General features: G+C 57.5%; 22 protein-coding genes. 11 read left to right on the forward strand and 11 right to left on the reverse strand.

From position 1 onward, the window contains the following. Position 1 precedes the first annotated feature (1 nt). Complete coding sequence (locus KIT08_00990; GenBank protein UYN89830.1) at positions 2 to 1912, forward strand: DUF2075 domain-containing protein; 1911 nt, start codon at positions 2 to 4, stop codon at positions 1910 to 1912. 118 nt (positions 1913 to 2030) lie between these two features. Here KIT08_00990 and KIT08_00995 read toward each other — a convergent pair whose 3' ends face one another. Continuing rightward, a complete protein-coding gene (locus KIT08_00995; GenBank protein UYN89831.1) occupies positions 2031 to 2747 on the reverse strand; it encodes a hypothetical protein in 717 nt (238 codons plus the stop codon). Beyond that, positions 2747 to 3658: a GTPase Era gene (gene era, locus KIT08_01000; GenBank protein ID UYN89832.1), complete on the reverse strand. Its 912-nt coding sequence runs from the start codon at positions 3656 to 3658 to the stop codon at positions 2747 to 2749. Before era ends, KIT08_00995 begins: the two co-directional genes overlap by 1 nt. A 181-nt stretch (positions 3659 to 3839) precedes the next feature. On the opposite strand from era, the gene rpsT reads away from it, so the two are divergent. Beyond that, a complete protein-coding gene (rpsT, locus tag KIT08_01005) occupies positions 3840 to 4115 on the forward strand; it encodes a 30S ribosomal protein S20 (GenBank protein ID UYN89833.1) in 276 nt (91 codons plus the stop codon). 71 nt (positions 4116 to 4186) lie between these two features. On the opposite strand, the gene KIT08_01010 is transcribed toward rpsT, so the two are convergent. Genes KIT08_01010 through KIT08_01020 form a run of 3 tightly spaced genes read right to left on the reverse strand, consistent with a single transcriptional unit; the run spans position 4187 to position 7694 of the window. Further along, positions 4187 to 5497 carry an AAA-associated domain-containing protein gene (locus tag KIT08_01010; GenBank protein UYN89834.1) on the reverse strand — a complete coding sequence of 437 codons (1311 nt, stop codon included), beginning with the start codon at positions 5495 to 5497 and terminating at the stop codon, positions 4187 to 4189. A gap of 3 nt (positions 5498 to 5500) precedes the next feature. Further along, positions 5501 to 7219, reverse strand: coding sequence for an ABC transporter permease subunit (locus KIT08_01015; GenBank protein UYN89835.1), 1719 nt, complete (start codon positions 7217 to 7219; stop codon positions 5501 to 5503). A gap of 1 nt (position 7220) precedes the next feature. After that, the gene (locus KIT08_01020) at positions 7221 to 7694 is read right to left on the reverse strand and encodes a universal stress protein (protein UYN89836.1); all 474 of its coding nucleotides are present in this window, start codon (positions 7692 to 7694) and stop codon (positions 7221 to 7223) included. 268 nt (positions 7695 to 7962) lie between these two features. Between KIT08_01020 and argS the strand changes: the two genes are divergently transcribed. Continuing rightward, on the forward strand, positions 7963 to 9738 hold the full coding sequence (gene argS / locus KIT08_01025) for an arginine--tRNA ligase (protein UYN89837.1): 1776 nt from the start codon (positions 7963 to 7965) through the stop codon (positions 9736 to 9738). A 63-nt stretch (positions 9739 to 9801) separates the two neighbouring features. Beyond that, positions 9802 to 10617 carry a hypothetical protein gene (locus KIT08_01030; protein UYN89838.1) on the forward strand — a complete coding sequence of 272 codons (816 nt, stop codon included), beginning with the start codon at positions 9802 to 9804 and terminating at the stop codon, positions 10615 to 10617. 478 nt (positions 10618 to 11095) lie between these two features. Here KIT08_01030 and KIT08_01035 read toward each other — a convergent pair whose 3' ends face one another. After that, positions 11096 to 11779 carry a response regulator transcription factor gene (locus KIT08_01035; protein UYN89839.1) on the reverse strand — a complete coding sequence of 228 codons (684 nt, stop codon included), beginning with the start codon at positions 11777 to 11779 and terminating at the stop codon, positions 11096 to 11098. 268 nt (positions 11780 to 12047) lie between these two features. On the opposite strand from KIT08_01035, the gene KIT08_01040 reads away from it, so the two are divergent. The 6 genes from KIT08_01040 (at position 12048) to KIT08_01065 (ending at position 19271) form a co-directional block, all read left to right on the forward strand. Then, positions 12048 to 12644 (forward strand): bifunctional nuclease family protein, encoded by a 597-nt coding sequence (locus KIT08_01040; GenBank protein ID UYN89840.1) that lies wholly within the window; start codon positions 12048 to 12050, stop codon positions 12642 to 12644. After that, the gene (dnaB, locus tag KIT08_01045; protein ID UYN89841.1) at positions 12645 to 14045 is read left to right on the forward strand and encodes a replicative DNA helicase; all 1401 of its coding nucleotides are present in this window, start codon (positions 12645 to 12647) and stop codon (positions 14043 to 14045) included. Further along, positions 14023 to 14736 (forward strand): DnaD domain protein, encoded by a 714-nt coding sequence (locus KIT08_01050; GenBank protein ID UYN89842.1) that lies wholly within the window; start codon positions 14023 to 14025, stop codon positions 14734 to 14736. The genes dnaB and KIT08_01050 overlap by 23 nt, the downstream gene beginning before the upstream one ends. Then, complete coding sequence (locus tag KIT08_01055; protein ID UYN89843.1) at positions 14654 to 16048, forward strand: ATP-binding protein; 1395 nt, start codon at positions 14654 to 14656, stop codon at positions 16046 to 16048. Before KIT08_01050 ends, KIT08_01055 begins: the two co-directional genes overlap by 83 nt. 355 nt (positions 16049 to 16403) lie before the next feature. After that, a complete protein-coding gene (locus tag KIT08_01060; GenBank protein UYN89844.1) occupies positions 16404 to 17069 on the forward strand; it encodes a hypothetical protein in 666 nt (221 codons plus the stop codon). Positions 17070 to 18047: 978 nt separating this feature from the next. Then, positions 18048 to 19271: an AAA family ATPase gene (locus tag KIT08_01065; protein ID UYN89845.1), complete on the forward strand. Its 1224-nt coding sequence runs from the start codon at positions 18048 to 18050 to the stop codon at positions 19269 to 19271. A gap of 413 nt (positions 19272 to 19684) precedes the next feature. Here the strand turns inward: KIT08_01065 and KIT08_01070 are convergent, their stop codons facing one another. After that, entirely contained in the window at positions 19685 to 20365 is a 681-nt protein-coding gene (locus tag KIT08_01070) for a metal-dependent transcriptional regulator (protein UYN89846.1), read from the reverse strand. Positions 20366 to 20539: 174 nt separating this feature from the next. Between KIT08_01070 and phoU the strand changes: the two genes are divergently transcribed. Then, entirely contained in the window at positions 20540 to 21232 is a 693-nt protein-coding gene (phoU, locus tag KIT08_01075; GenBank protein UYN89847.1) for a phosphate signaling complex protein PhoU, read from the forward strand. Positions 21233 to 21453: 221 nt separating this feature from the next. Here the strand turns inward: phoU and KIT08_01080 are convergent, their stop codons facing one another. The 4 genes from KIT08_01080 to KIT08_01095 all read right to left on the reverse strand — a co-directional run bounded on the left by KIT08_01080 (position 21454) and on the right by KIT08_01095 (position 26716). After that, positions 21454 to 21900 (reverse strand): response regulator, encoded by a 447-nt coding sequence (locus tag KIT08_01080; GenBank protein ID UYN89848.1) that lies wholly within the window; start codon positions 21898 to 21900, stop codon positions 21454 to 21456. Between the two features lie 12 nt (positions 21901 to 21912). Then, positions 21913 to 23991: a PAS domain-containing protein gene (locus KIT08_01085; protein UYN89849.1), complete on the reverse strand. Its 2079-nt coding sequence runs from the start codon at positions 23989 to 23991 to the stop codon at positions 21913 to 21915. 50 nt (positions 23992 to 24041) lie between these two features. Then, complete coding sequence (locus KIT08_01090; protein UYN89850.1) at positions 24042 to 25622, reverse strand: diguanylate cyclase; 1581 nt, start codon at positions 25620 to 25622, stop codon at positions 24042 to 24044. Between the two features lie 122 nt (positions 25623 to 25744). Further along, positions 25745 to 26716 carry a zinc ABC transporter substrate-binding protein gene (locus KIT08_01095; protein UYN89851.1) on the reverse strand — a complete coding sequence of 324 codons (972 nt, stop codon included), beginning with the start codon at positions 26714 to 26716 and terminating at the stop codon, positions 25745 to 25747. Positions 26717 to 26771: the final 55 nt, after the last annotated feature.

The raw sequence follows: 26771 nt of genomic DNA on the forward strand, positions 1-26771 counted from the left end.
GATGACAAAGACTTATGCGTACCCAAGGGCATACTACGCCGCTTCCATCCAAGATTTCCTACTGCAATCAAGAGATGAAGTCCTTGGCGTCATACATTCGAATGACATCTCGGCAGAGACAAGGATCCAACAAAAAAATGCGTGGAAGGCAGAAGTTAGTATTCTAAAAGATCAGCTATCTGAGCTTTCGGATGGTAGGGTAATTTTTGAATACACAATTCCACGGATGGGAAAGCGCGTCGACTCAATCATTCTCTACAAAAATATTGTATTTCTACTGGAATTCAAGAACGGAGACACAGAGTACCTGGCATCTACATACGATCAAGTTTACGACTACGCATTAGATCTCCGCAACTTCCAAAAAGAAAGCCACGACAAATTGTTGGTGCCTGTTATGGTCTCAACCCATGCACCCAACTACAAGAATGTTTTGCACGAACATTACCGCATTTTGGAACCTATTCGCTGCAACGCAACCAATATCGGCGCAATAATTAGGCTTGTTGCCGAACAGTTCAATGAGCCCAATTTTGATTACATTGAGTGGCAAAATTCAGAATATCTACCTACACCAACAATTATAGAAGCCGCCCAGGCACTATATCGTGGGCATAATGTCCATGACATTACGCGTAGTGATGCGGGTGCCGAAAATCTGACAATTACCACTGCTGAGATCAACAAGATCATCGAATACAGCAAGGCAAAAAACCGAAAGTCAATTTGCTTCCTGACTGGTGTGCCCGGTGCAGGCAAAACACTGGTTGGACTGAACATTGCTATTCAAAGGTCCAATGCCAACCAGGGCGAGCACGCCGTATTTTTATCTGGCAATTTTCCACTGGTTACAGTGTTACAAGAAGCTCTTGCCCGAGACAAGGTAGAGCAATCTCGCGTGCATGACGACCGAACTAGCAAAAAGGAAGCTTTGCGCAGCACCACCGCATTTATTCAGATTATTCATAAGTACAGAGACTCTTTTGTAGGTAACGAAAACTCGCCGCCTGAGCGCGTAGCCATTTTCGATGAGGCGCAGCGCGCTTGGACCCATGAAATGATTAGACGGTTCATGCATACCAAGAAAGGAGTTCCTGATTTCCAATACAGTGAACCAGAATTTTTGATAAGCACGATGGACAGGCATAAAGATTGGGCCGTCGTCATATGTCTGGTTGGAGGCGGGCAAGAGATCAATACAGGCGAAGCCGGTCTACCGGAGTGGTTTAACTCACTGCGAAGGTCTTTTGCCGACTGGGATGTATATGTGCCTCCGCAGTTAAGTGATAACGAATATCGCCGCGGTAGCAGCTGGAGCAACATGATTTCTGGCCTTAGGATTTTCGAGCGCGAAAAACTGCATCTCGCTACTTCTATACGGTCGTTCCGCACTCCAGATCTAGCAGCATTTGTAAAAGCAATTTTGGATGCAGATACAGACACGGCAAAGCGCTTACAGCAGTCCATCAAAGACAAATATCCGATTGTGATTACGCGTGATTTAGAATTGGCGAAGAAATGGGTACGGGAACAATGTCAGGGCACCACCCGCTACGGCCTACTGGCAAGTAGCGGCGCACTACGCCTAAAGCCGGAAGGTATCTTTGTAAAAAATGATATTTCCGTCGCCAACTGGTTCTTAAACGGGAAAGATGACGTTCGGTCCAGTTATGCGCTGGAGGATGTGGTCACAGAGTTCGACATTCAAGGTTTAGAGCTGGATTTTGCCATTGTTGGTTGGGATGCAGATTTTCGCTTTTCAGATGGGGAATGGGTATACAAAAGTTTTATTGGAAACCGCTGGAACAGCATTTCGTCTGAGGAGCGGCGTATATACCTAAAAAACACTTATCGAGTGCTTCTAACTCGCCGCTCGTCAAGGTATGGCAATCTTCGTCCCTTCTGGCATTGAAACTGACCACACCCGCAAGCCAGAGTACTACAATGGAATCTATAGCTATCTGCAAGCAATCGGAATCAGTGAACTGTGACCGGATTGCAAGCCATTCTATTTCGTTTCTCCAGAAGCGCTAAATAAACTCCCTGTACACAAAGAACGCGCCCACCACCATCAACAGCACGCCCGCCTGCAGCGCCAGGCGCCGCAGCCAAGGCGCCACCACCTGCTGGCGCAGCAGCACGCTCCACCCCCACCACAGCTGCGCCACTGCCAGCAGCAGACTGCCGCCGGCCGCCGCATACGCGCTGAACATCGGCCAGCCGCGGTCCACCATCTTGAACAGCGCCGCATACAACAGTACGCCAATGCACACAATATACAAGTTGCGCCATTGCACCTGCGCCGGGCTGGGGTTGCGTCGCCCGCGCTTGGCCGTCGCTAGGCGGCGGCTGGCCTGCGCCGCCACTGCCAGCACCAGCACAGCCAATATCGCTGCGGGCACGTACGCATAGTCGTCCGGACGCAGCAAGTCAAAACCCAGCGCAAACAGCAGTGCCGCCAGCGGCGTGGCGGCCGGGGCGCGGGCCAGCCGCCGCCTAGCGACGGCCCAGCCTGCGGCCAGTTCGCCAGCGGCCAGCCCCGCCAGCCCGATCACAAAATAGCCCATCAAGTGGCTCTCGGAGCCGCTGAAAGCGTGTGACCCGGCCTGGCCCACTATCCACAGCGCCAGCAATCCATACGCCGCTGCCGCCGCACCGTGCGCCAGTCCGCGGCGCTCATCCGCCGCGGCCCACGCGCTGGTCGCCATGGCGGCCGCGGCCAGGCCCAATACCAGCCACCATTGCATCAGTCTTTCCTCCGCGCATAGCCCAGGCGCTCCAGCTGGCCTTCGTCGTCGCGCCAGCCTTCATTAACCTTGACGCGCAATTCCAAAAATATCTTGCGCTCGCTCATGCGCTCAATTTCCTCCCGTGCGCTCTGGCCGATCTTCTTGATCATGCGTCCGCCCTCGCCCACTACGATCCCCTTGTGCGAGTCGCGCTCGACAAAGATCGTGGCGTCGATCTTGGCGCCGCTCTCGCCACGCTCGAGAAATTCATCAATACGCACCGCTATTCCATGCGGCACTTCCTCGCGCAGGTGCTGCAAAGCCGCCTCACGGATCAGGTCGGCGGCGATCTGGCGCTCCCAGAAATCGGTCACCTGGTCCGGCGGGAAGAACGCCTCGCCCTCCGGCAGCAGCCCCTCCAGCGTTTGCAACAACTCAGCCAGGCCCTCGCGTTTTACTGCTGAAAGCTCCACGATCTTGGTAGCCTCCACCAGGGCGCCATACTGCTCGCGTCGGCCGTCGCGCTCATCGCCGGCCAGCAGGTCCACCTTGTTGAGCGCCAGCAGCAGGGGTCGCTGGCGCTGGCGGACGGCCAGCCGCCCAGCCAGGGCGCGGTCCTCTTCCGTCGGCGAAACCGAGGCGTCAACCAGGAACAACAGCACATCGCCGTCATCGGCGGCAAACATGGCATCCGCGTTCATAAAATCGCCCAGCTTGCTGCGGCGCTCATGCACGCCCGGCGTGTCGACAAAAACGATCTGGGCCGTCTCCGTGGTCAGGATGCCCAGCTGGTTGCGCCGCGTGGTCTGTGGCTTGGGGGAGACAGCCGCCACCTTCTGCCCCAACAGGGCATTCATTAATGTGGATTTACCCACATTGGGGCGGCCAAGTACGGTTACATAACCTGCTTTAAATGTCATCAACCTCATTCTATCAGGCTGAGGCCAAGCGAGCAGTGATCAGGCAGCAGTGAACAGGGCTTTAAGGCCAGCGTGGTTGCAGAGCACTTTCAACAGTTGGCTGTAAACTGTTTACTGTCAACTGTTGACTGTTCGCTGTTCATCATGTAGAATTCAGCCCGCTTTCATATAGGATTCGGAGGAATTTACTTTGGCAAACATTAAATCTGCCATCAAGCGCAATCGGCAGAACGAAAAGCGCCGCCAGCAAAACCGCATCTACCGCGGCAGCGCCAACACCTTTGTACGCAAGGCCAATGTCGCCCTCGCCGCCGGCGATGTCGAGCAGGCCAAGGAAGCCACCAAGGCGGCCGCTACGGCGCTGGACAAGGCCGCCAAGAAGAAGATCATTCACGCCAATAACGCCGCCCGCCGCAAGGGCGCACTGATGAGCAAGCTCCACGCGCTCGAAGCCGGCAAGAAGTAGCCTGGCACCGAGTGCCGCACCCGAACGCCAAAGAGCCTGCGCAATGCGCAGGCTCTTTTTGTTGTGCACCCTTATTCGCTTTTAGGTGCCGGCTGCTCCAACTCGAGGTAAAGCCGCTCATCGTTGTGGTCATAAGCTAGCAACTCTGCGTATCGCCCCCACTTCACAATAATCCCAATCTGTTTGGCAGCCTCTGGAGCCGAGAATTCAAGCTCCAATGCGGTTTGCACCACCTTCGCCTGCAGCTTCTGCCCCTCAGCCGCGCCAAGCAAAGCTAAAAGCCATTGAAAAACTGGCAACCGTCGCAAACGCGAGGCAAAGATCTCCTTCCGCGCCTGAATGCCGGCATCCGCAAAAGTTTCGCCTAAACTGGTCAGGGCAATGTCGCCCTCTGAGATAGTCGCCAAGCTGAGCAGTTCAGTTGCCTGAACCAGACGTAGTAAGTGATCGGAGTCCAAGCCAAGATCTTCGGCAAGGCGATAGATATCCTCGCGGTCCCCTGGTGCGGCATTAAGGTGTTCAAGAAGACCAGCCAAGTCACTGATGCTGATCTCAGGCAAGGCTGGCGTGTGACCCGTTTGCCCGGGGGCAGTACCTAGTTCCATCCATTCGGGTTGAGTGTGGCCAGCCAAGAGGGCATAAAGCCTATCCACCTCGACCTGGAAGGCAGTAGACTTGCGTTGCCGCGGATGCAGTAGGTCAATGCGCATTTCCGCCACGATCCGCCCGGGGTTCTTCTCCATTACTAGCACGCGGTCTGCCAGCGCCACGACTTCTTCGATATTGTGACTGACTAACAAGATGGCTTTGGTAGGCAAATTGCCTTCGAGCCACAACTCCAGCAACTCGCCTCGCAAAGCCTCAGCGCTAAGCACATCCAGGGCGGAGAAGGGCTCATCCAAGCAGAGCAGCTCGGGCTCGGTGACCAGCGCACGAGCAAAGCCAACCTTCTGCCTCATTCCACCGGATAACTCACGGGGATAAGCACTCTCGAAGCCATCCAGGCCTACTCGATCGATAGCCTCCAGGGCTAATTGACGCCGCTGATCTGCTGGCCTCCCCTTGGCCTTCAACGGCATCTCGACGTTTTCCTGCACCCGCAACCAGGGAAACAGGGCAAAGGTTTGAAACACAATGGTGGCGTGTGGATTCACGCCGTGCAATGGCAAACCTCGATACATAACCTGCCCCCGGCTGGGTTTTTGGAGTCCCGTGATAATTCGTAACAAGGTGCTCTTTCCACAACCAGAGGGACCCAACAATGCGACGAGCTCACCTTCACGAACATCCATAGCAACATCTTCAATAGCCGTGAATGAGCGTTCGGCACTTCCATAGATCTGTGAAACGCCACTCAGGCTTGCGAGAATTGGTTTTTCCATGGCTTACTCCATGCGATAGATTTCTTCGGAGGCGGTATATAAGCGGCGCCAAAATATACGGTTGATCAGCACCACGGAGACGACCATGGCCATAGTCGCAGCTATCAATTGGGGATAGCGGCCATCCGCAGTGGCCTGCGCAATGATGGATCCGATTCCAGTTGTGGAGAGCGTCTCACCGCCGAATTCGATGTATTCAGCAACAATACTTGCATTCCATGCTCCGCCGCTGGCTGTGATTGCCCCAGTGACTAAGTATGGAAACAGCGCAGGCAAGATTAGCGTACGCCAGCGCTCACTACGAGAGAGATTCAAAAGGGTTGCCGTGTACCGCAAGTCTTCAGGAATGGCATTGGCGCCCGCGATTACGTTGAAAAGCAGGTACCACTGCGATCCAGTGAGCATGAGCAACACCGCGGCCAGATTCAAACCGCCCGGCATACCGATGATAAAGAGAACGAAGACAGGAAAAAGGGCAGTGGAAGGAACGGATGCCATGATTTGCGCCAATGGCTGAAAGAATGCAGATAAGCGGCGATTGGTAGCGATGGCCACCCCAACTGGGACCGTCCAGAGCAAAGCAAGAACCAAGGCCACACTAACCCTCAACAGGGTTGCCCCTAGCCCAATCAGGATTAACCGCCAATCCTCAAACGGTACTGCAATCAAAGAGGCAGTCATGAAGTACGTCAAAATCGCAAAGAAAACAACCATACCGAACTTTAGCAGCCGCCATCCCAAAGATTTTCTTACCACCTCTGTCCTTTTGGAAGATTCCTCCGCTCGTCCCTCCATCCAGCGGTCAATGGCATTTTCGGGTCCTGCCAGCCAAAGGGACTTCAGCCATGCAAACAAGTTTGACCCTCGCATAAACTGTAGAAACCAGGAACGATTCTCTTCTTCTGTTTGGGCCATCCCAAGTTTGAAGCGGTTGGTCCAATTAAGCAATGGTCGCCACACAAATTGGTCAAGTATCACAATGACTAGCACCAGCGCACCTAAGCCAAAGAGTATCGCAGACAAATCGTTCTGGTTGGCGGCTTCCTGCAAGTACGCCCCCAGTCCGGCCAAGCGGAAATCTCGCTGCCCAACGGTGAACATTTCGGCAGCCATTAGGAAGAACCAGCCACCGGCCCAACTCATTAAGCTGTTCCATGCCAGCGGAATAGCTGCAAAGGGTAGCTCCAGAAAACGGAAACGCAACCAGCTATTGAGGCGGAAAATTGAACTGGCTTCTTGCAGTTCCCCCGGAAGGGTTGTAAGGGACTGATACCAGGCAAAGGTCATGTTCCACACCTGGCTGGTAAAGATTAGAACTACCGAAGCCAGCTCAGCAGCCCAAGCAGTTGGTAGAACTGCGCTCAGACCTAGAAGAACAACCGGCAAGAAAGAAAGGATGGGTACGCTTTGAAGTACGTCTAGCAGCGGCAGCATGACGCGCTCTGCAACTCGGCTGTTTGCAGCAACTCGGCCATAAATCAAGCTAAACACCAATGATAAGGCGTAGGCAGCGATCATACGCCCGATAGAAAGAAATGCATACCAGGGAAGTGCCGAGGGCTGCAGGGAAATGGTTGGGCCGCTGACTTCTTCAGGCGCATTAAATGCCAGGCGCAAACCGATGTAAAGGACGCCTGCCACGCCCGTCAGCACAAGGAGATCTCCCGCGGTAAGGCCACGGCGGCGCGGCCCCTCAACTCGAAAGTAACGGCTGACCCCCATGTTAACCTTCCACATGGGGCGCGTCACGGACGACAAGCAAGGGTCGATCTACCTTCTGCAGAATGGCGCTGCACACCGAGCCGTAGAAAACTCGCTTCAGGTTGCTACGCCCATGGCTAGCGATCACAATTAGATCGGTGCGCGTAACGCGGGCTTGGTTGATTATCGAATCGACCACGTACCCTTTCACCACACTGGCGCTGACTAATACTCGAAGCTGAGAGATTTCATTGGCCTTAGCGCCTAGATATCTTGTAATCTCCTCTTCAGCCTGCTCAATGCGCAAACGATAGAGGCTCCACTCTTCCATGGTGCGCATCTTCCCCACCTTGGGGATGAACAAATCCGAGGCAAAGTCGATTACATGCAACAGTATGATCTCTGCACTCATGGCCCTGGCCAACGCGATGGCATGTTCCAAGGCCAATTCTGCGGTTTCGGAGCCGTCTAGCGGCACAAGAATCTTCTTGTACATTTGAACCTCAATCACTGGTTTAAAAAAAAAGCCCCGGCTGCTATGCACTGAGCAACCAGGGCCAGACTTATACAAATAATCGTTTAGCCAAGCGTAAACAGGCCGCGCAAAATGCTGCAAGCTTTCTTAGTACTTAATGGATCACAATCCATGGTTATCACAGCTTCTTTCACAATACCTGACCGTTTCCTGAACAGCTTACTGCACATTAAAAGGCTTGTCAACGTTCAACATCGTAGCTTACGGCTAACAGCTATAATAATTTCTTATGTTCAACGCAGAAAAAGCCGCCGTCGAAGCGCGCATCGCCGAATATTGCCAAGCCGAAGGCTTACCCGCGCCCACTCTCACCTGGAGCCAGATCCCCTTCTCCGGCGAATGGGGCATCGCCACCTCGCTCTTCCAACTCGCCTCGCAAGAGGCCAAACAAGGCGGCGGCAAGATCAATGTGCCGCAGCGCGCCGCCCAACTGGCCGAGCAACTCGCCGCACAGCTGCAGGGCACTCCCGGCTTCAGCCGCATCGAAGCCGTCAAGGGTTACCTCAACCTCTACTTCTCCACCGCCGATTTCGCCGCCCGCGTCCTGGGCGCGGTAGCCGAGCAAGCCGGCCACTACGGCTGGGGCGCGCCCAAGCACCAGCGCGTCATGCTCGAGTTCTCGCAACCCAACACCCACAAAGCCTTCCACGTCGGCCACCTGCGCAACATGATCCTCGGCGCTTCGCTCGCCAACATCCTCGAGGCCGCCGGCTACGAGATGGTGCGCGCCAACTACATTGGCGATTACGGCAAAGACGTAATGAAATGGATGTGGAACTACACCAAGCGCCACGCCGGCCAACAGCCGCCTGCCAAAGACGTCACCCGCTGGATGGGCGACCTGTACTCCGAGGCCACCCGTGAGCTGGAGGCCGACCCCAACGGCGAGGCCGAGATCCGTGACCTCTTCTCCAAGTGGGAAGCTGAGGACAAAGAAGTCTATGACCTGTGGCTGCTCACCCGCCAATGGTCGCTGGATGGCTTCAATGAGATCTACGACCAGATGGGCATCCATTTCGACCGCATCTATTTCGAAAGCGAGATGGAGCGCCTGTGCAAGCCCATCATCGAAGACCTCATCGCCCGTAACATCGCCGTGGATGAGCGCGCCGAGGGCGGCACCGTCGTCGTCAAGCTCGATGAGCTCCTCGGCCTGCAAGAGAAGTTCCGCGTGCTGGTGCTCTTGCGTTCAGATGGCACTTCACTCTATGGCGCCTGGGATCTTGCTCTCGCCCTGGCCAAGTTCAAAGAATACGAGCTCGACCAGTCCATCTACGTCGTGGACGTGCGCCAGAGCCTGCACTTCACCCAGGTCTTCAAGACCCTCGAGCTGGCTGGCCACGAAGACCTGATAAAAAAGGTGCTGCACCTGCCCTACGAGATCGTCAACTTGCCCGGCAACGTCATAATCTCCTCGCGCGAGGGCGTGGTGGTGTTGCTCGAAGAGCTCATCAGCCAGGCTACTGAGAGGGCCGCCGCCATCGTGGCCGAGAAGAACGCCGAACTTGACGAGGCCACCCGCCTCAAGGTTGCCCAGCAGGTCGGTCTGGCCGCCATCAAGTACCCCATGCTGGCGCGTGAGACCACCAAGATCGCCACCTTTGACTGGGAAGCCGCCTTGGATTTCAACGGCCAGGCCGCGCCCTACATCCAATACGCCTGTGTGCGCGCCAATAGCATCCTACGCCGAGCGTCCGCGGAAGGTCACGCCGCTGCCACCGGGTCTCCGCAGCATGAGCTCCAGCCAAGCGAGATCGAGCTCATCGAGCGGATCTCACGCCTGCCTGACGCCGTCCAGCGCGCCGCCAGCGAGCACAAGACCCTGCACATCACCAACCTCACCTATGAGTTGGCCAAGGGCTTCAACGATTTCTACAACCAGTGCCCCGTCCTGCAGGCCGAGGAGCCGCAGCGCAGCTTCCGCCTGGCACTCGTGGCCGCGGCCCGCCAGGCCATGGCCAATGGCCTCGCCCTGCTCGGCATCGAGGCGCCCGAAGTAATGTAAACTATGGCCGTCCAGCGGTTTGCATCTCACTGCTGGCTTCCCTCACTACCTACCTGGAGTTTTATGTCGTCTGCGAGCAAACGCCGCTTCTATCTCACCCGCCCCACGCTTTTCGAGGTTACCTACAGCATCAATAATTGGATGGACCCCCAAGTGCAGGTAGACAAACAGCTGGCCCAAAAACAATGGGACGCGCTCTACCAAACCTATCTGGACCTGGGCGCCCATGTGGAAGTCTTTGAACCCCTGCCCGGCTGGCCTGATTCAGTCTTCACCGGTGATTCCATTTTCTTGTACGGTAAGCAAGCCATCGCCAGTCGCTTCCGCTACGCTGAGCGCTCCGGCGAAGTGGAGCCGCAAGTACAGCGCTTCGAGCAGCGCGGCTACACCATCCACCGCCTGCCCGAAGGCGTGAACTTTGAGGGCAATGGCGATGCCATGGCCTGGAACGGGCGCATCTTCGCCGGCTACGGCGTGCGCAGCGATGCACGTGCCAACAACTTCCTCGCCCACACCCTGAATGTCGAAGTGCTCCCGGTCGAAGTCCTCGCCCCCCATTTCCATGTGGATACCGTGCTCTGCCCGCTCAACGAGAGCACCCTGGCCTACGTGCCCTCCGCCATCGGCGCCGGCAGCCTGAAGATGCTGCGCAGCCTCGGCGTCACCCTCATCGAAATTGACGATGAGGAAGCCGGCAAGCTGGCGGGCAACTCCATCGTCATCGGCGACACCGTCATCCTCAGCACCCCGCACGCCCCCCGCTACCAGGCTGCCCTCCAAGCCGCCGGCTTCCAAACCCGCGCCATGGATCTGAGCGAATTCACCAAATCCGGCGGCGGCGCCAAATGCCTCACCCTCGAAGCCTACAATCCAGTCTAGGCCTTGCTTCTCGTGTCGCCCTGAGCGAAGCGAAGGGCATCTACACAGTCTATTCGTACGACAACACTGCGGGGAAACTCATTTGGGCGCAGCATGCTGCGCCCCTGCCTACCCCGTGCATCCCGAGCGTAGCGAGGATCCTCGCTACGCGCATCAATAACACAAGCCCACGCCCGATACCCTGTCATTCCGAACGAGCGACGCAGCCGCGAGGAGCCGGAGTGCATTCCTGCGGAAGAATCCGTACTACGCAATGCAACCACACATAAAACCGAGCACCACCGTAAGCGCACCGCAGTGCGCCCCACTTCCCGTCATTGCGAGGAGGTAGGCGAGCGCAGCGAGGCATTTGCCGACGTGGCAATCTGGGCGTCAACGGCCAACAAAAAACGCCTGAACCTCAGGCGCCAAACACAACAAGCGTGTAATTTCGTTACTCTGCGAAGCAGAGTAGAAATTACAAAGCCGCCTTCGGCGGCTAAATGTCCAACCGGTACCCCACCCCACGCACCGTCACCAACAGCTTCGGCTTCTTCGGGTCCTTCTCGATCGCATTGCGCAGCCAGCTGATATGCACATCCAGCGTGCGTGTATCCCCCGTGTAGTTCGTCTTCCACGCCTTCTTGAACAGCGAATTGCGCTCCACCACCTCGCCCTTGCTGTCGATCAGCAATTGCAGCAGGCGCACCAGGCGCGGCGTCAGCACCGTCTTCTTGCTGCCCACCTTCACCGCATGGCTGTCCAGGTCCAGCTCGATCGGCCCCGCCTTCAGCAGGCGGCCCTCGGCGGTCGGCAGCAACGGCGCGATCCGGTTCAGCAGCTTGCGCTGTGTGAACGGCAGCACCAGCACTGCGTTGGCGCACTCAAAGTCTGCTTCCAGCGGCCGGTTGGGGTCTGAGATCAGCAGGATCGGCATCCCATCCACAAGATTGCGGATCGAGGTGCAGATGCGCTTGCCGTTCGTGCGCATCGAAGCCGCATCCAGGATCACCAGGTCATACTTCGCTTCGCCCACGCTCTCCAGCGCATCTTTTCCACTGGCCACCCGTTGCACCTGGAAGCCCTTCTTGAGCAGCGCGGGCACAAATTCACCGTTGCTTACCCAACGGCCTTCGACCCAAAGTATTTTTGTCTTGCTTGCTTGAGATAGTTTACGCGCCATGTGGTTCTACAATGCCCCCAACGTGCCTAAAAGAGAATTGCGCATAAACTCATTCGCTGACCTGAGGCCGGGATTATAACGCACAAACCTTAACGGCTTGCCATGACTTTAAGGTTAATCAAAATTCTCTTTAAGGTTCGCTCTTGCGCTCACTCGCGTGCACTTCCATGCATCGGGGCGAGTGATAAAATAGCGCACTGTTTATCCGGCGCGCCCTACGCGCCAGCAGCCACAGGCCTGGGCACCGGTTGCCCGGAGGCGCACACACATGAGCGAAATGGTTGAAGTCGTCATTGATAGCATCCGCGTGGGCTTAATGTCCCAGCAACGCGTCGTCATCCTGCGCGAAGCCGAAGCCGACCGCTATCTTGCCATCTGGATCGACCCCTACATGGCCGAGCAGATCACCTTCGCCCTGCAAGAGGTCGAAGTCGCCCGCCCCATGACCCACGACCTGATCCGCGAGGTCGTGCGCGGCATGGATGGCCGCGTTATCCGCGTCGAAGTGCATGACCTCAAGGGTGATGTCTTCTACGGCAACATCGTCGTCGAGGTCAACGGCCGCACCATCGAGATCGACTCGCGCCCCTCCGATGCCCTGGCTGTGGCCGTGCGTACGCACGTCCCCATCCTCGTCGCCCGCTCCGTGCTCGATGCCGCTGGCATCGTGCCCGAAGAAGACATGGAATCCCCCGACGGTGAGCACCCCGAAGGTGAACGCCCGTTCCTCGAAGAATCCGAAATGACCGACCAGGTCAACCCCGCCGAAGAGCGCCTCGAAGCCTTTGAAGACTTCCTCTCCAAGCTCGACATCGGCGACGAAGACGACGATGAGAACAAGCCCACCAAGGGCAAGAACAACTAAATGAGCGACGCGTACTCCTCAGACATACAGCAGCCGGCCGGCCCGCAGCAGCTGGTGCCGCACAGCCGCGAGGCCGAAGAAGCCGTCATCGGCTCGGTGCTGATCAACCCTGAGGCATACTACGACGTTGCCGATTTCCTCACCGGCGAAGATTTCCACATCCACCGCCTGCGCTGGGTCTGGGAAGCCTTCACCCGCCTGCACGAGCAGCGCATCCCCATCGACCTGCTCACCGTCACCGAAGACCTCGACAAACAGGGCCACCTGGCCGAGATCGGCGGCCCAGCCTACCTCACCGGGCTCATCAACACCGTGCCCAGCTCCATCAACGCCGAGGCCTACGGCCGCCTGGTCCAGCAGACCAGCATCCGCCGCCGCCTGCTGGAAGCCGCCAACAAGATCGCCAAAACCGCCTACCAGGAGAACCTGAGCATCGAGGCCGCCATCGAAGAGGCCGAGAAAGCCGTCTTCGGCGCCAGCGACCACCAGCTCTCCACTGACCTCAAGCCGATAAAGCAGGTCATCAGCGACTATTACGACCGCATTGACCAGCTCTCCCGCCGCAACGAGGAGTTCTACGGCGTGCCCACAGGGTTTATTGACCTGGACCGCCTGCTCAGCGGCATGCAGCCGTCTGACCTGCTCATCATCGCCGGCCGCCCCGCCCAGGGTAAGTCCAGCTTCCTCATGTCCATCGTCAAGAACGCCGCCCAGCTGCACAAAAAGCATGTCGCCATCTTCTCGATGGAAATGTCCAACGAGCAGCTGGTGGCCCGCCTGCTCTCGCAGGAAACCGGCATCAACTCACAGAAGATGCTCAGCGGCAAGCTGGAGCAGCGTGAGTGGGACCTGTTCGCCCAGGCGGTCGAGACCCTCGGCGGCATCAAAGTCTTCCTTGACGATACGCCGGGCATCTCGCCCACCCAGATGCGCGCCAAGTGCCGCCGTCTCCATATGGAATTCGGCCTCGACCTTGTAGTCGTGGATTATTTGCAGCTCATGCAGGGCGACAGCCGCAACGACAATCGCGTCCAGGAGGTCTCGCACATCTCGCGCAGCCTCAAAGTCCTGGCGCGTGAGCTCAACGTGCCCGTGCTCGCCGCCGCCCAGCTCTCCCGCGCCGTCGAGCAGCGCGCCGACAAGCGCCCCATGCTCTCTGACCTGCGCGAGTCCGGCTCCCTCGAGCAGGACGCCGACATCGTGATGTTCATCCACCGCCCAGACCAATACGAAGAAGATAGTCTGCGCAAGAACATCGCCGAGATCATGATCAGCAAGCACCGCAACGGCCCCACCGGCGTGGTCGAGCTCGTCTTCCGCGAGCAGCTCGCCAAGTTCGAGAACGCCGCCACCCGCAACGTAGACTTCGCAGGGTTCAATGAGCGCCAAAGCGGGGCCTGAGCCGTTCTCCGGCTTCCCCGCCGGCAAAGTGCGCTTCACGCGCCTGCCCGGCCCCTTCTTCAGCCAGCTGCTCCCGCACATTGACAGCCTGGCGGAGCTCAAGGTCACCCTCTACGCGCTTTGGAAGCTCGAACGCATGGAAGGCGAAGCCCGCTACCTGCAGCCGCAAGACTTCACCGAAGACGCGCTGTTCCTCGCCGGCCTACCCGGCGGCGAAGCCGACCTTGACGCTGGGCTGCTGGCCGCCGTCAGCCGCAGCACGCTGCTGCACGCCCAGCTAGAATTAGACGGGCAGATGCGCCAGTTCTATTTCCTCAACTCGCCCCGCGGCCGGGCGCTCTACGAGGCCGTGCGATCCGGCGAGTGGCAACCCAGTGGCGACCCGCGCTACCCGATTGAACTGGCCCACGAGCGCCCCAACATCTTTGCGCTCTACGAGCGCAACATTGGGGCGCTCACTCCCATGATGGCCGACGCGCTCAAGGACGCCGAGCGCGAGTACCCCCACGAGTGGCTCGAAGAGGCGATGCGCATCGCCGTGGAGAACAACGCCCGCTCGTGGAGCTATGTGCAAGCCATTCTGCGCAGATGGCAGGAAGACGGACGCGATGAGCGACGAACTGAAGGGAATTCTGAAAAAGATCGGCGAAAATACGTCGAAGGCGAATTCTCCGACTTCATCGAACACTAACCAGCCAGACGGGCACTTGCGCCCTGAAATGGTCGGCGACCCCAACTGCCCCCACTGCGGCGGCCTGGGCTACGTGCGCGCCGACAAGCCGCTCGGCCATCCTGAATTCGGCCGCACCGTCATCTGCATCTGCCGCAAAGACGAGGTCGCTCAGCAGGCCCGTCGCCGCCTCTACGCCATCAGCCGCCTCGACGAGCTCAACGATCTCACCTTCGATAACTTCGACCCCCGCGGCCGCGTTGGCCTCCCCGCCCGCCAGGCCGATTCGCTCGAGCTCGCTTTCAACCAGGCCCAGCAGTTCGCCCAGCGCATGGAAGGCTGGCTCCTGCTCGAAGGCGGCTACGGCTCTGGCAAGACCCATCTCGCCGCCGCCATCGCCAACTTCGCCGTCCAGGTCGGCCTGCCTACCATCTTCATCACCGTACCAGACCTGCTCGATAGTCTGCGCTTCACCTACGGCTCCACCGAAGAGAGCTTCGAAGAGCGCTTTGAAGAGATCCGCCAGGCGCCCCTGCTCATCCTTGATGACTTCGGCACGCAAAACGCCACCGCTTGGGCGCAGGAGAAGCTTTTCCAGATCATCAACCACCGCTACATCAATCGCCTGCCCCTCATCGTCACCACCAACCTGGCGCTTGACCAGATCGAGGGCCGCATCCGCTCGCGCCTCAGCGACCCCGATCTGGTCACCCAGATCCGCATCCTCGCCCCCGATTTCCGCCGCCCCACCGACGACAGCGCCAACGAGCTATCCTCGCTGCACCTGCTGCGCGAGCGCAACTTCGCCAGCTTTGACCTGCGCGAGGGCGAGGGCCTGCCCGCCGCCGACAGCCGCAGCCTGAAGAAAGCCTTCGACGCTGCCCGCAAGTTCGCCGAGAAGCCCAAAGGCTGGCTGCTGTTCACTGGCGGCCACGGCAGCGGCAAGACCCACCTGGCCGCCGCCATCGCCAATTACGCCCAGGACATTGGCCGCATGCCGCTCTTCATCATGGTCCCCGACCTGCTCGACCATCTGCGCGCCACTTTCAACCCCACCAGCCCGGTTAGCTACGACCAGCGCTTCGAAGAGATCCGCAACGCCGAACTATTGGTCCTCGACGACCTCGGCACCCAATCCGCCACCCCCTGGGCCCGTGAAAAGCTCTACCAGCTCTTCACCCACCGCTACAACGCCCAACTCCCCACCGTCATCACCACCGCCGACCGCCTCGAAGACATGGACACGCGCATACGGGCGCGGATGTTGGACACGCGTCTGTGCACGATATATGCGTTGACCGCGCCGGCGTATACTGGGCGCAAGAAGCGGTAGTAGGTAAACAAAACCGCCCGCTGACAGAGAAGATTGGAGGGAAAATGTCTTGGAGAGGCACTATTCGAACACTGAATGCCGCAGCAAATAGGTACGACCGATCTCAAAGAAAACAACAAAGTGAACGCGAGCGTCAACAAAAGTTACTTGAAAGACTAACAGAACAACAACACGCCTTGCTGGAATTTGAAATTTTTCAGCAAAAATAGAAGAGTTAATTAGCGTCCACAGAACTTTACCGGAGCAGTGGGACTGGGAGAGCATACTCCAAGCAACACCTCCAGTTGAGCCAAAAAAGTCAAGTAAGCATGAGAGACACGCAAAAGAGATACTTAATGCTTACAAACCTTCACTCGTGGACAATGTGCTCAACAGGGTTGCCGAAAGGAAAGAAGAACTAAAGCTTGCAGTCAATTTAGCTACGAAGAAGGACGCCCAAGAACACAGGCAGCGGTTGGCCAAGTATAAGCAAAAACTAAGTGATTACAATGAGCGTCGTGATTTGGCCCAGGCAATGATAAGAAAATCCCCTGAAGCCATAAGAACGGTGCTAGTAGAACATTCTGATTTAGGTGACCTAATTCAGATTGGACCTGAGCCGAGCATTAGTGTCACGGCCAAATCAATTTATGCCAACATTACGGTTAGCCCCGCCAGCATTGTTCCTAGCCATCAGAAGGTGTTGCTCAAGAGTGGAAAACTTTCCTCTAAGCAAATGCCAAAGTCCTTGTACTACGAAATTTACAAGGCTTATGTATGTGGCGCAGCAATTCGAGCAGCCAGAGAAATTTTCGCGGCAGTTCCTGAATATACCGCTGTAGTGTCTGTATACTGCAAGCAACTTAATCCTAAGTCAGGTCATCTTGAAACATTACCTATTCTCAGCGTAACATTTGTATACGACACACTACAACAGCTCAATATTGACCACGTAGATCCATCTGCATGCTTGGACAACTTCATCCATGAACTGAACTTCTCAAGAACAAGGGGCTTCTCCCCACTCCCGAAGCACTCTTAAGAGGCATTAGTCATGTGTTCAGATTCTTAGGTAAGCTACATGCTTTGCAGCAAAATAGGGAAGCAACACAGGTAAAGCGTTGGTACTGAGTGTGGAGCCCTGCGCTGCTTTCGCAGCGCTGAGGGGTGCCGGTCCGCCCAACGCAGCACGTCATTGCGAGAAGGCAAGGCGAGCGCAGCGAGCCATCTGCCAGAGCCTGTTCTGAGCGCAGCGAAGGAAGGCAATCTGGGATTTGCCAATCCCCACCGCCCGCGTGCATCCTGAGCCAGCGTAAGTGCTGGGCGTTGCCCAGTACTTACCCGCCCGCGAAGGATCCTCGCTGCCACCAGCCGCTGCTCAAACCAGTCTTGGCAATCCTCCATCGAACTCCGTAGGGGCGCAGCATGCTGCGCCCCTACGTCATTGCGAGCAGGCAAGGCGAGCGCAGCGAGCCATCTGTCGACGAAGCAATCTAGGGCTTGTTACCCACCGTCGAGTTCAGGGGGGCGCAATGCGTCCGCCATCCCAGCCAATTTCGCTTTCCACACCCATAGCCACGCCAAGCTCGTTCTGCTAAGCGTGTCACAGCCTTCCGTTCCCGCCTCCACTCTCTAGCCGTGCCCATTGCGGAGGGGGCTGCGCTGCTTCGCAGCGCCGGGGGAACCAACCCAAGCGAAGCGTAGGTTCCCCCAGTGGGGTCACAGGGGCAAAGCCCCTGAAAGAGAGAGAAAAATACTTGCACAAGCTAGTCCAGCAAAAAATCATTGCGAAAGGGCGGCACTTATTCTCATCCAGAGCAATCAGTCTACATTTCTAGTCAACAGACCAGCCTATAACCCCTCAAACGGTGCCGCTTACGCTCCACCACTTGCTCCTTCGGAATGACAGGCTGAGCCTCCATCCCTCATCCCTCATCCTTCACCCTTCCCCCTTCCCCCTATCCCTTGACACCCACCGCCAATTCCCCACAACCTCCCCAAACCGCGCTATATCCCCAGCATGGGGAACCCACAAGACCACCTAACACCGGCCGAACGCCTCATCCGCCTCATCGAATTTGGCTCCGCCCCCGTCCCTACCGAGCCTTTACCTGAGGAGTGGATGCCCTTCTATGACGCCGTCTGGCAAGCCCTCGAAACCGGCCCCAAAGGCCGCTGGGCCGCCTTGCTCGCCACCATCCAGACTCGTGAGCAGCGCACCATGCTCAGCCAGCTTTACGACGCCCAAAGCCTGCTACCCAACCGAGATCACCCCGCCGTCATCATCTACTCCGCCAAAGATGCCTTCGGCCCTCCGCCCCGCATCGAATGGCTCATTCCCAACCTTCTCGCCCGCCCCAGCCTCAACATCCTCGTCGGCCAGCCCGGCTCCAAAAAGACCCTGCTCGCCCTCGATCTGGCCGCCTGCATTGCCCTCGGTAAACCCTGGCTCGGCCTCCCGGTCGAGCAAACTCCCGCCTATCTCATTGACATGGAAACCGGCCGCCCGCGCCTCTGGTCCCGCATCCACAGCGCCCTCCTCGCCCACGGCGGCAGCCCAGACACCCCGCTCTACTTCCAGTCCCTCCCCATCTACGATCTTCAGCAAGAGCAGCATCGCCGCAACATCCGCAACGATGCCGATCAGCTCGCCGCTGGCCTCATCATCATTGATGCCCTCTCCGGCCTCCTGCGCGGCGCTGATGAGAACAACACAGCCTCCGTCTTCCCCATCCTCAACAACCTGCGCATCCTCTCAGAGCAGGCCAACGCCGCCGTCCTCGTCATCCACCACATGAACAAATCCGGAGACTTCCGCGGCTCCTCTGCCATCGCCGCCGCCGTAGACCTCATGCTCGCCACCCACTCCAGCCCCCAGAGTCCCATCGTCACCCTCACCCCCATCAAATCGCGTGAAGCCTCGCCCCAGCCCCTCAGCGCCCGCGCCCACTTCCAGCCCGGCCGCACCTGGTTCACCGCCGAGGCCGACCCACCGCCCGCCATCACCAACCTCGCCCCCGCCGCCGTCAAACTCCTCCACCATCTCCACCTCAACGGCCCCGCCACCACCGCCAGCATCTTTACCCAGCTTGACTCTCTCAGCCCCAGCACTTTGCGCCATCAGATTCATCAACTCAAAAGCGCTGGTTATCTCGCTCGCACCAATACAGGTAGGCAAGGTGCCACCGCAACATATGGCCTCACCCCTTCAAGCCTCGCCCTCTTTTCGAAGGAGCGCTCATGAACGCCCAAAAGTTATTAGTATTATCTTTTGACCCCCACCCCCTTTCCAGCAACAACAACTTTCACCCTCCGCGGACCCAACGTGCATCCCGAGCGCAGCGAGGGATCCTCGCAGCCACATCCGTACACACTCCTCGTCATGCTGCACTTGGTAGCCGTAGGGCGCAGCATGCTGCGCCCTACGCATCCCGTCTTTGCTTCCGTACTCCTCATCGTGTCGCCCTGAGCGCAGCGAAGGGCATCTGCAGGCTCCATTGTCAGGAAATTCCCTGTCGGGCACGCGTAGGGGCGTGCGCTGCCAGGTCCAACGTGCATCCCGAGCGCAGCGAGGGATCCTCGCAACCCCAACCTCCCAAAACAAAAAAGCGGCCAGCTTTCGCCGACCGCCTCTCAAACTCAACCACAATGGCTAACTTAACTCGCCTTGCCGTTTTCCTCCACCCACAAACTGCTCGCCAGCTCATAGCCGATCACCTGGTCATTCCGCCCCATCTGCAAGCGCAACGGCCCGTTGAAAGGCGCCCGGCTCACCAGCGTAAACTCAACTCCCGGCGTCAGCCCAAGGTTGGCAATATAGCGCAGCTTATCCGCATCATGCGTCCGCACCCGCGTCAGTTTGCAGCTCACCCCCACTTCCTTGTCCACCAGCGGCCCATCATTCGGGAAGTTGATCTTCCCATCCTTCGTCGGTATCGGCTCCCCGTGCGGGCAATTCGTCGGGTGGCCGGCCAGCTGATCAATCCGGTCCTCAAGCTCCTCGTTGATCCCGCGCTCAAACACATCCGTCAGCTCATGCGCCGAGGCCCAGTCGTACCCCATCACCTTCACCAAAAACACCTCGCCCAGCCGGTGGCGGCGCAGGGCCGGCATAGCGATCCGCTCGCCATCCTTCGTCAGGCGCACCCCGCGGTACGGCTCATAGGTCGCAAAACCGGCGTCCGTCAGGCGCTTCACCATCCGGGCGATCGCCTGCGGAGAGGATTCCACATGCTCCGCCAGGTGCGAGAGCGAAACCTTGCCCTCATCCTGCTGGATGCGGAACACTTCAGCAGCATAGCGCTGCATTGCCGGACTAACTTGGGAGCTACTTGTCATAGGTTCGTTTCAACCTGGGTGTTAATATGATATTTCTGATAGAAATTCAAGTTGATTATACTAGCAAACTTTGCCCTTTGTACCCGCCCACCCCCCACTTTGTAAACAAAGGCTTAACCATTTAATAAACAAGCCGCCGTATACTGTGAGCGTATAATGAGGGCCGAGGTAGCTGTGAACGCAAATACACGCGAAACGCTGGAACGCAAACTGGGCGAACTCATGGACGAGGTGCTCTTGCTCGGCAGCATGGTCGAGCAGGCCACCCTGCAGGCCGTGCGCTCCCTCAAAGACCGCAATTTTGCCGTCTCTGAGGAAGTCTACAAGAACGACCAGAAGATCAACACCAAGCGCTTCGAGATCGAAGAGCGCACCATCACCCTCATCGCCACCCAGCAGCCCATGGCGCGTGACCTGCGCCAGCTCACCGCCGTCCTTGAAGTCATCACCGAGCTTGAGCGCATGGGAGATTACGCCAAGGGCATCGCCCGCATCAACCACAACCTCGGCCGTGAGACCCGTCTCAAGCCCCCCGCCGGCCTCACCCAGATGGCCGAGATCGGCGTGGATATGCTCCACAAAGCCCTCGAAGCCTTCGTCACCGGCAAGGTCGATCTAGCCCGCAGCGTCCCCAAGCAGGACGACGAGGTCGACCAGCTCTTCAACGAAGTCCAGCGAGAGATCCTCGACCAGATGATCGCCGCCCCAGACAGCATTGACCAGATCAATCATCTCCTCTGGGCCTGCCACAACCTCGAGCGCCTGGCCGACCGGGTCATCAACATCTGCGAGCGCACCGCCTACATCGCCACCGGCGAAATGCGCGAATTTGACGTCAGCGACGACGAGAAATGGGTCGAGGCCTAGCCGGCCAGTTGCTCCCCCATTTGCGTTGACAAGCGCCCGCCCATATGTAATACTCCTGCCATCACATAACCCCGCTACCCCACACAAGAGGAGGTGTTGCCCATGGATAGTATCCAACATAGCGCAGCGGCAGCCCTTCTCACTTTTGTGAAATAAGCTGCCGCTGCGCGAAAACCCAAAGAGCCCGTTCCGGGCTCTTTGGCTTAAAAGTCCAAACCGCGCTAGTCTTCGGCGCCTGGCAGCTTCACCACGCTCAACCAATACTGCTTGAACGAGCTGACCACCTTCAGGAACTTCTCCATGCTGACTGGCTTGACAATATACGAACTGGCGAACTGGCGGTAGCTTTCTGTGATATCCGCTTCATCTTGCGACGTAGTAAGCACCACCACCGGAATGCGCTTCAGGCTCTCATCCTGCTTGATGGCGGCCAGCACTTCGCGCCCGTTCATCTTCGGCAGGTTGAGGTCCAGCAAGATCAGATCCGGGCGCGGCGCATCCGGGAACTGGCCGCGCCGATACAGAAAGTCCATCGCCTGCTCGCCATCCATGGCCACATGCAGGTTGTTGCGCAGCATCCCATCCTTGAAGGCTTCCTGGGTCAGGCGTACATCACCGGGGTTATCCTCCACAAGCAAGATATCGATCAGTTGTCCATTGTCGGTCATTGTGCTCCTCGTCTAAAGCATGCGTTGGGCGCGCTCTTGTACTGCATCCTGGCTGGGCTCTGGCGTGTTTGCGTCCACCTGTGGGCCGCCCGCCCCCGGCGCATCCGCCTCGGCCTGTGGCAGCCTGGGCAGCGTAAAGTAGAAGGTTGTGCCTTCCCCTATTGTAGATTCAACCCATATTCGGCCACCATGCCGTTCAATGATCTTTTTGCAGATGGCCAGGCCGATACCCGTGCCCTCATAGAGCTCGCGGCTGTTGAGGCGCTGGAAGATGACGAAAATGCGGTCGGCGTGCTTTTGGTCAAAACCGATACCGTTGTCCTGCACCCGGAACTCGTAGAAGTCCCCATGCGGGTGCGCCTGCACCGTTACCACCGGCTCCCGCTCCGCCCGAAACTTGATGGCGTTGCCCACCAGGTTCTGGAAAACCTGGGTCAGCTGGTTGCGATCTACAAATACGCTGGGCAGGTCATCGTGTTCAACTTTGGCGCGGTTCTCCTGAATGCGCATGCCCAGGTTCTGCAGCGCCTCATCCAGGGCCGCCTCAGCCGAAACGACTTCAGGCGCCTGTCCACGGGTGCCCACGCGAGAGAAGGCCAGCAGGTCCTGGATCAGGCGCTGCATGCGCGCCGCGCCATCCACCGCAAAGGCTATAAACTCCTTGGCATCATCATCCAGCTTGTCCTTGTAGCGCGCCTCGAGCAGCTGCATATAGCTGGAAACCATGCGCAACGGCTCCTGCAAATCGTGAGAGGCCACATAGGCAAACTGCTCCAGCTCCTGGTTGGAGCGTTCCAGATCCGTATTCTTGGTGCGCAAAGTCTCCTGAAGCTGCTTCTGCTCGGTGATGTCAGTCCAGATCCCGCCCAGACCAAGAATTTCTTCCCTCTCATCAAACAAAGGGAACTTGACATTAAGGTACGTACGCTCGGCGCCGTCCACAATGGCGGTCACTTCTCGGCTGGCGGGGCTGCCGCTGCTCAGCACCTTGCGGTCAGAGTCGATCACAGATTGCAGCAGAGGCTGGCGAAAGATGGCCTCTGCTGGCTTGCCAATGATCTCTTCCCGGTCAAGCTGGGCCAACTGGGCAAATTGAGAATTGACCAGCTTGTAGCGCCCGCGCACGTCTTTCACAGAGATGGCCGAAGGCGAATTCTCGATCAGCGAGTTCATTTGGCGGGTCAACACATCAAGATTGCGCTCCAATGTCATCTGCATCTTGCCCGCCCGGTACAGCCGATCAGCATTGGCCAACACGATCCCGCCCAACAGAAGCATCACAGTAATCGTGTAAGTGGAGCGACTAAGTGAACTCTGCAGAACACCCTGGTCCTCGCTGTAATAGGCCAGCCAGCCAAGTACAAAAGGCACCAGCAGCACCGTAACAAGCAAAGCGCGGGTGCTTGCACCGTGCGGCGTACGGGCAACCACCAGGTCCAACCAGCCGCGGTCAGGCATATCGATCAACAATGCCAGTGCCACAAACATTATCAGGATGGAAGTATTGAGCGCCATCCCCGTATACAGAAATATGCTCTCCCCAAACGCAAAGGTGAAAGGATAGCTAAGAAAGACACTCAGGCTCAGTAACAGTACGGTAAAAAGCATGTAGCGCCGCACTTTGTCAGACCATACTTGATCCTGCAACACGGCGAGCGCCAGAAGTCCAAGGGATATGGCAGTCGTAGCCGACATCCGCCCTGGGGCTTCCGTGACCACGGAGGTCATGTCGTCTTTGAAGGGAAGCTCATCAATACCCAGATTAATATCGAAGACAAACTGGGCCAGAGTAGCTAGCGCGATCACCAGCACTAAACCAGCCAGCACAGGCACCCAAAGCTGATGGGCCAGCTTCGAACTTTGACGCAGCACAAGTACTCCACCCAACAGGGCAAGGCATAAGGCCGTATTAGCCTTCATGGCGCCTTCATTGATAAAAAGCGAGGTGAGCTGGGGGACATCAAAGGCCCAGCCTAAATACACTAGCAAGCCCAAGATCAGCACCAGCCAGCTGAATACAAGGACTATCTTTTTATCGTCTATCTTTGCCTCCAGCTGCACATCAACAGCTTGCAGTACTGCAAGCCGCAATCAGCTTACATGATTTCGAAAATCAGCTTGCTAACAGATTTGCAAGGGAGCTACGCCGAGGAACTGAGTACGGCCGTCAGGTTCTTGCCCTGCTGCTTGGCTTGATACAGGGCGCGGTCTGCACACTCCAACAACGCAGCCGCGTTGTCAGCATGCAACGGGTAAATGGTCACCCCTGCCGATAGCGTAGAGCGCAAAGATTTGCCTTGGACCTGAAAAACTGCATCGGCAAAGCGGCGGCGGCATTCATCTACACGGGTTCGGGCGGTCTCTGCGGTGGCACCTGGCAACACGACCACGAACTCATCGCCGCCATAGCGGCAGACAATGTCTCCGGCACGCGTGTTCTCGTTCAGAATACGCCCCACGGTTTGCAAGACCAGGTCGCCAATGGCGTGGCCATACGTATCGTTGAAGCTCTTGAACATATCAATGTCCAGCATCACGACACTTAGAGGCTCATGCTTGCGTGTGGCGTTGGCCAGCTCACGGTGGAGCGACTCTTCCAGGTAGCGGCGGTTAAAAACACCCGTTAGCGGGTCACGGATGTTTTGCTCCCGCAGCTGGGCTTGCAACGCCTCGTTCTGGGCGATCTGCTCGCGCAGCTGGCGCTCTACTTCTACGCGCTGCGTAATGTCGCGGATGACGATGAGGCGCCCCTCAAATTCGCCGGCCTGGTCATATAGCGGTGTAATGAAGACTTCCGCAGTGCGCTGCGGCATGCCGCCCAGCAGCAGCTCCTGGCTGGCTGGGCGCATTTGCAGCAGCAAGGCCCCCAGCTGCGGCCAGGCGCCGAACACCTTGGCGCCGGTCTGCCCGATCGGGTCTACGGCAAGCTCAAGGATCGAACGGGCTGACGGGTTGATGTCCACCACGCGCTCCTGGCCATCCAACACGATCAGGCCATCGCTCATTTGCTCCACCAGCGCGTGGCGAGCGATCGGCACAATATCCAGCAGGCCTAAACGGAATAGGGCATAAGCAAAAAAGATGCCTGTAATGGTGAAGGTGATGGGCGTAAGATCCAGATTAGGGAACGGGCTGGCGCCAAGCAGGCTGAGCACATTGACAAGGATGGGAATGAAAATGCCCACCAGCACTGCAAGGATCTGGCTGCGATACAAGCCCGTTGAACGACCAAAGGCCTGCAACAGCATCACGATCGAAACAAGGATCAGGCCATAGCCGAACACCAGATTGAGATAAAAGCCCAGGCCGCCGTCAAAGATCACTCCCTGGCCCGGAACGCGCGTGCCAGCAAAGAACAGGCCATGCAGTGGATCTGTCCACAAAAGCACGAGCGTAAGAATAGGCACGACAAGCAGCAAGGTCATGTTGAGCCGGGTTAGGTACCGGCCGCGTCCAGTAAACTGCAGGGTAAAAACGGTGAGCGCTATGGGCACAGCCACGACGCTAAAGTATGTTAGATCGATCCAGAAAAAAGGAGTTGGCCCCGGAATACGCAGCCAGAACAGGGCATAAGTGAAGGACCACCAGCTGAGACACAGCAAGAATGCCAATAGGGCGCGCCCAGCATGAAAAGCGCGGCGCGGCCAGTTACCAACCGCAACTCCAACACTTATGAAGCCGGCAATGACCAGCGCCAGCGCGTAGCCCCACTCAACGATCACGTGCAAACCTCATCCATAGAGTGTTGAGACTATATCAAACTTTCAACTTGGCGAATGCAAAAACAAGGTGGGAAGCAAAGAAAAAAGGGCAGCCGAAAACGGCTGCCCTCTTTTACCGGGAACTAACGTAGCGCGGTGACTATTGAGCTGACGTTGTAACGCATCATCTCAATGTAGCTCGGGGCCGGGCCATCTGATGTGCTGAGGGTTTCGCCATATAGAACTATCAGCGTAACCCCGGTATCGGCCGAAACGCGTTCAGCCAGGCTGGGATTCATGGACGCGCCGATAAAAATAGCTGGTACGTCGTGGAATGCAATAGCTTCCTCAAGCTCGGCCAGCTCAGCCGCGGAGACCTCGCTCAGCGTGCTGAAGCTTGGGATCAATGCGCCAACGATCTCGAAGCCATATTGGTGGGCAAAGTAATTGAAGGATTCGTGATCAGTCACTAGTTGACGGTTACTTTGAGGCACTTCGCCTACCTGCTCTGTGATCCACCCGTCCAGCTCGGTCAGGCTGGCTTTGTAAGCTTCGGCATTCGCCTCGTATACGGCAGCATTGTCGCCGTCAGCGACAATCAGCGCGGCAGTGATGTTATCGACCCAGATACTTACGTTGAGCGGATTCATCCACACATGGGGATCTTCACCTTCGTGGTGATGGTGTTCTCCCTCGTGCTCCTCCCCTTCATGTTCGTGGTCTTCGCCCTCGTGTTCGTGCCCGGCTTCGTGCTCTTCCTCGTGATCATGATCCTCAAACTCCAAAGCCACTACCCCTTCGGAGGCTACGACTACGCGGCCGGCATCTGCCACATCATGAAGGAACGCTTCAAGCGAAGCTTCCAGACCAAGGCCGTTTACGAATACCAGATCGGCTTCAGCGATGTTTGCAGCGTCCTGCGGTGTTGCCTCAAACGCATGCGGATCAGTGCCGGCGGGGATAAGCACGCTGACCTGGATGTGATCACCCCCCACCTGCGAGACAACATCGGCCAGAATAGGCGTAGTTGCTACGACCGTGAGGGCATCTGTTCCCTGCGATGCAGAACAAGAGGCCAGCAAAAAAGCCAGGAACACTAGAAAAATCTTACGCATAATTCTCCTTATTGAAAATGATTATCATTATCATTATAAGGAGCAAGGTTGCCAT

It is taken from the genome of Anaerolineales bacterium (assembly GCA_025808555.1).
Classification (GTDB): domain Bacteria; phylum Chloroflexota; class Anaerolineae; order Anaerolineales; family UBA11579; genus JAMCZK01.

Bases quoted from the DNA above. Each gene is read 5' to 3' on its own strand.
- KIT08_00990 (UYN89830.1), top strand. From the start codon at position 2: ATGACAAAGACTTATGCGTACCCAAGGGCATACTACGCCGCTTCCATC.
- KIT08_00995 (UYN89831.1), bottom strand. From the start codon at position 2,747: ATGCAATGGTGGCTGGTATTGGGCCTGGCCGCGGCCGCCATGGCGACC.
- era (UYN89832.1), bottom strand. From the start codon at position 3,658: ATGAGGTTGATGACATTTAAAGCAGGTTATGTAACCGTACTTGGCCGC.
- KIT08_01010 (UYN89834.1), bottom strand. From the start codon at position 5,497: ATGGAAAAACCAATTCTCGCAAGCCTGAGTGGCGTTTCACAGATCTAT.
- KIT08_01015 (UYN89835.1), bottom strand. From the start codon at position 7,219: ATGGGGGTCAGCCGTTACTTTCGAGTTGAGGGGCCGCGCCGCCGTGGC.
- KIT08_01020 (UYN89836.1), bottom strand. From the start codon at position 7,694: ATGTACAAGAAGATTCTTGTGCCGCTAGACGGCTCCGAAACCGCAGAA.
- argS (UYN89837.1), top strand. From the start codon at position 7,963: ATGTTCAACGCAGAAAAAGCCGCCGTCGAAGCGCGCATCGCCGAATAT.
- KIT08_01030 (UYN89838.1), top strand. From the start codon at position 9,802: ATGTCGTCTGCGAGCAAACGCCGCTTCTATCTCACCCGCCCCACGCTT.
- KIT08_01035 (UYN89839.1), bottom strand. From the start codon at position 11,779: ATGGCGCGTAAACTATCTCAAGCAAGCAAGACAAAAATACTTTGGGTC.
- KIT08_01040 (UYN89840.1), top strand. From the start codon at position 12,048: ATGAGCGAAATGGTTGAAGTCGTCATTGATAGCATCCGCGTGGGCTTA.
- dnaB (UYN89841.1), top strand. From the start codon at position 12,645: ATGAGCGACGCGTACTCCTCAGACATACAGCAGCCGGCCGGCCCGCAG.
- KIT08_01050 (UYN89842.1), top strand. From the start codon at position 14,023: ATGAGCGCCAAAGCGGGGCCTGAGCCGTTCTCCGGCTTCCCCGCCGGC.
- KIT08_01055 (UYN89843.1), top strand. From the start codon at position 14,654: ATGAGCGACGAACTGAAGGGAATTCTGAAAAAGATCGGCGAAAATACG.
- KIT08_01065 (UYN89845.1), top strand. From the start codon at position 18,048: ATGGGGAACCCACAAGACCACCTAACACCGGCCGAACGCCTCATCCGC.
- KIT08_01070 (UYN89846.1), bottom strand. From the start codon at position 20,365: ATGACAAGTAGCTCCCAAGTTAGTCCGGCAATGCAGCGCTATGCTGCT.
- KIT08_01080 (UYN89848.1), bottom strand. From the start codon at position 21,900: ATGACCGACAATGGACAACTGATCGATATCTTGCTTGTGGAGGATAAC.
- KIT08_01095 (UYN89851.1), bottom strand. From the start codon at position 26,716: ATGCGTAAGATTTTTCTAGTGTTCCTGGCTTTTTTGCTGGCCTCTTGT.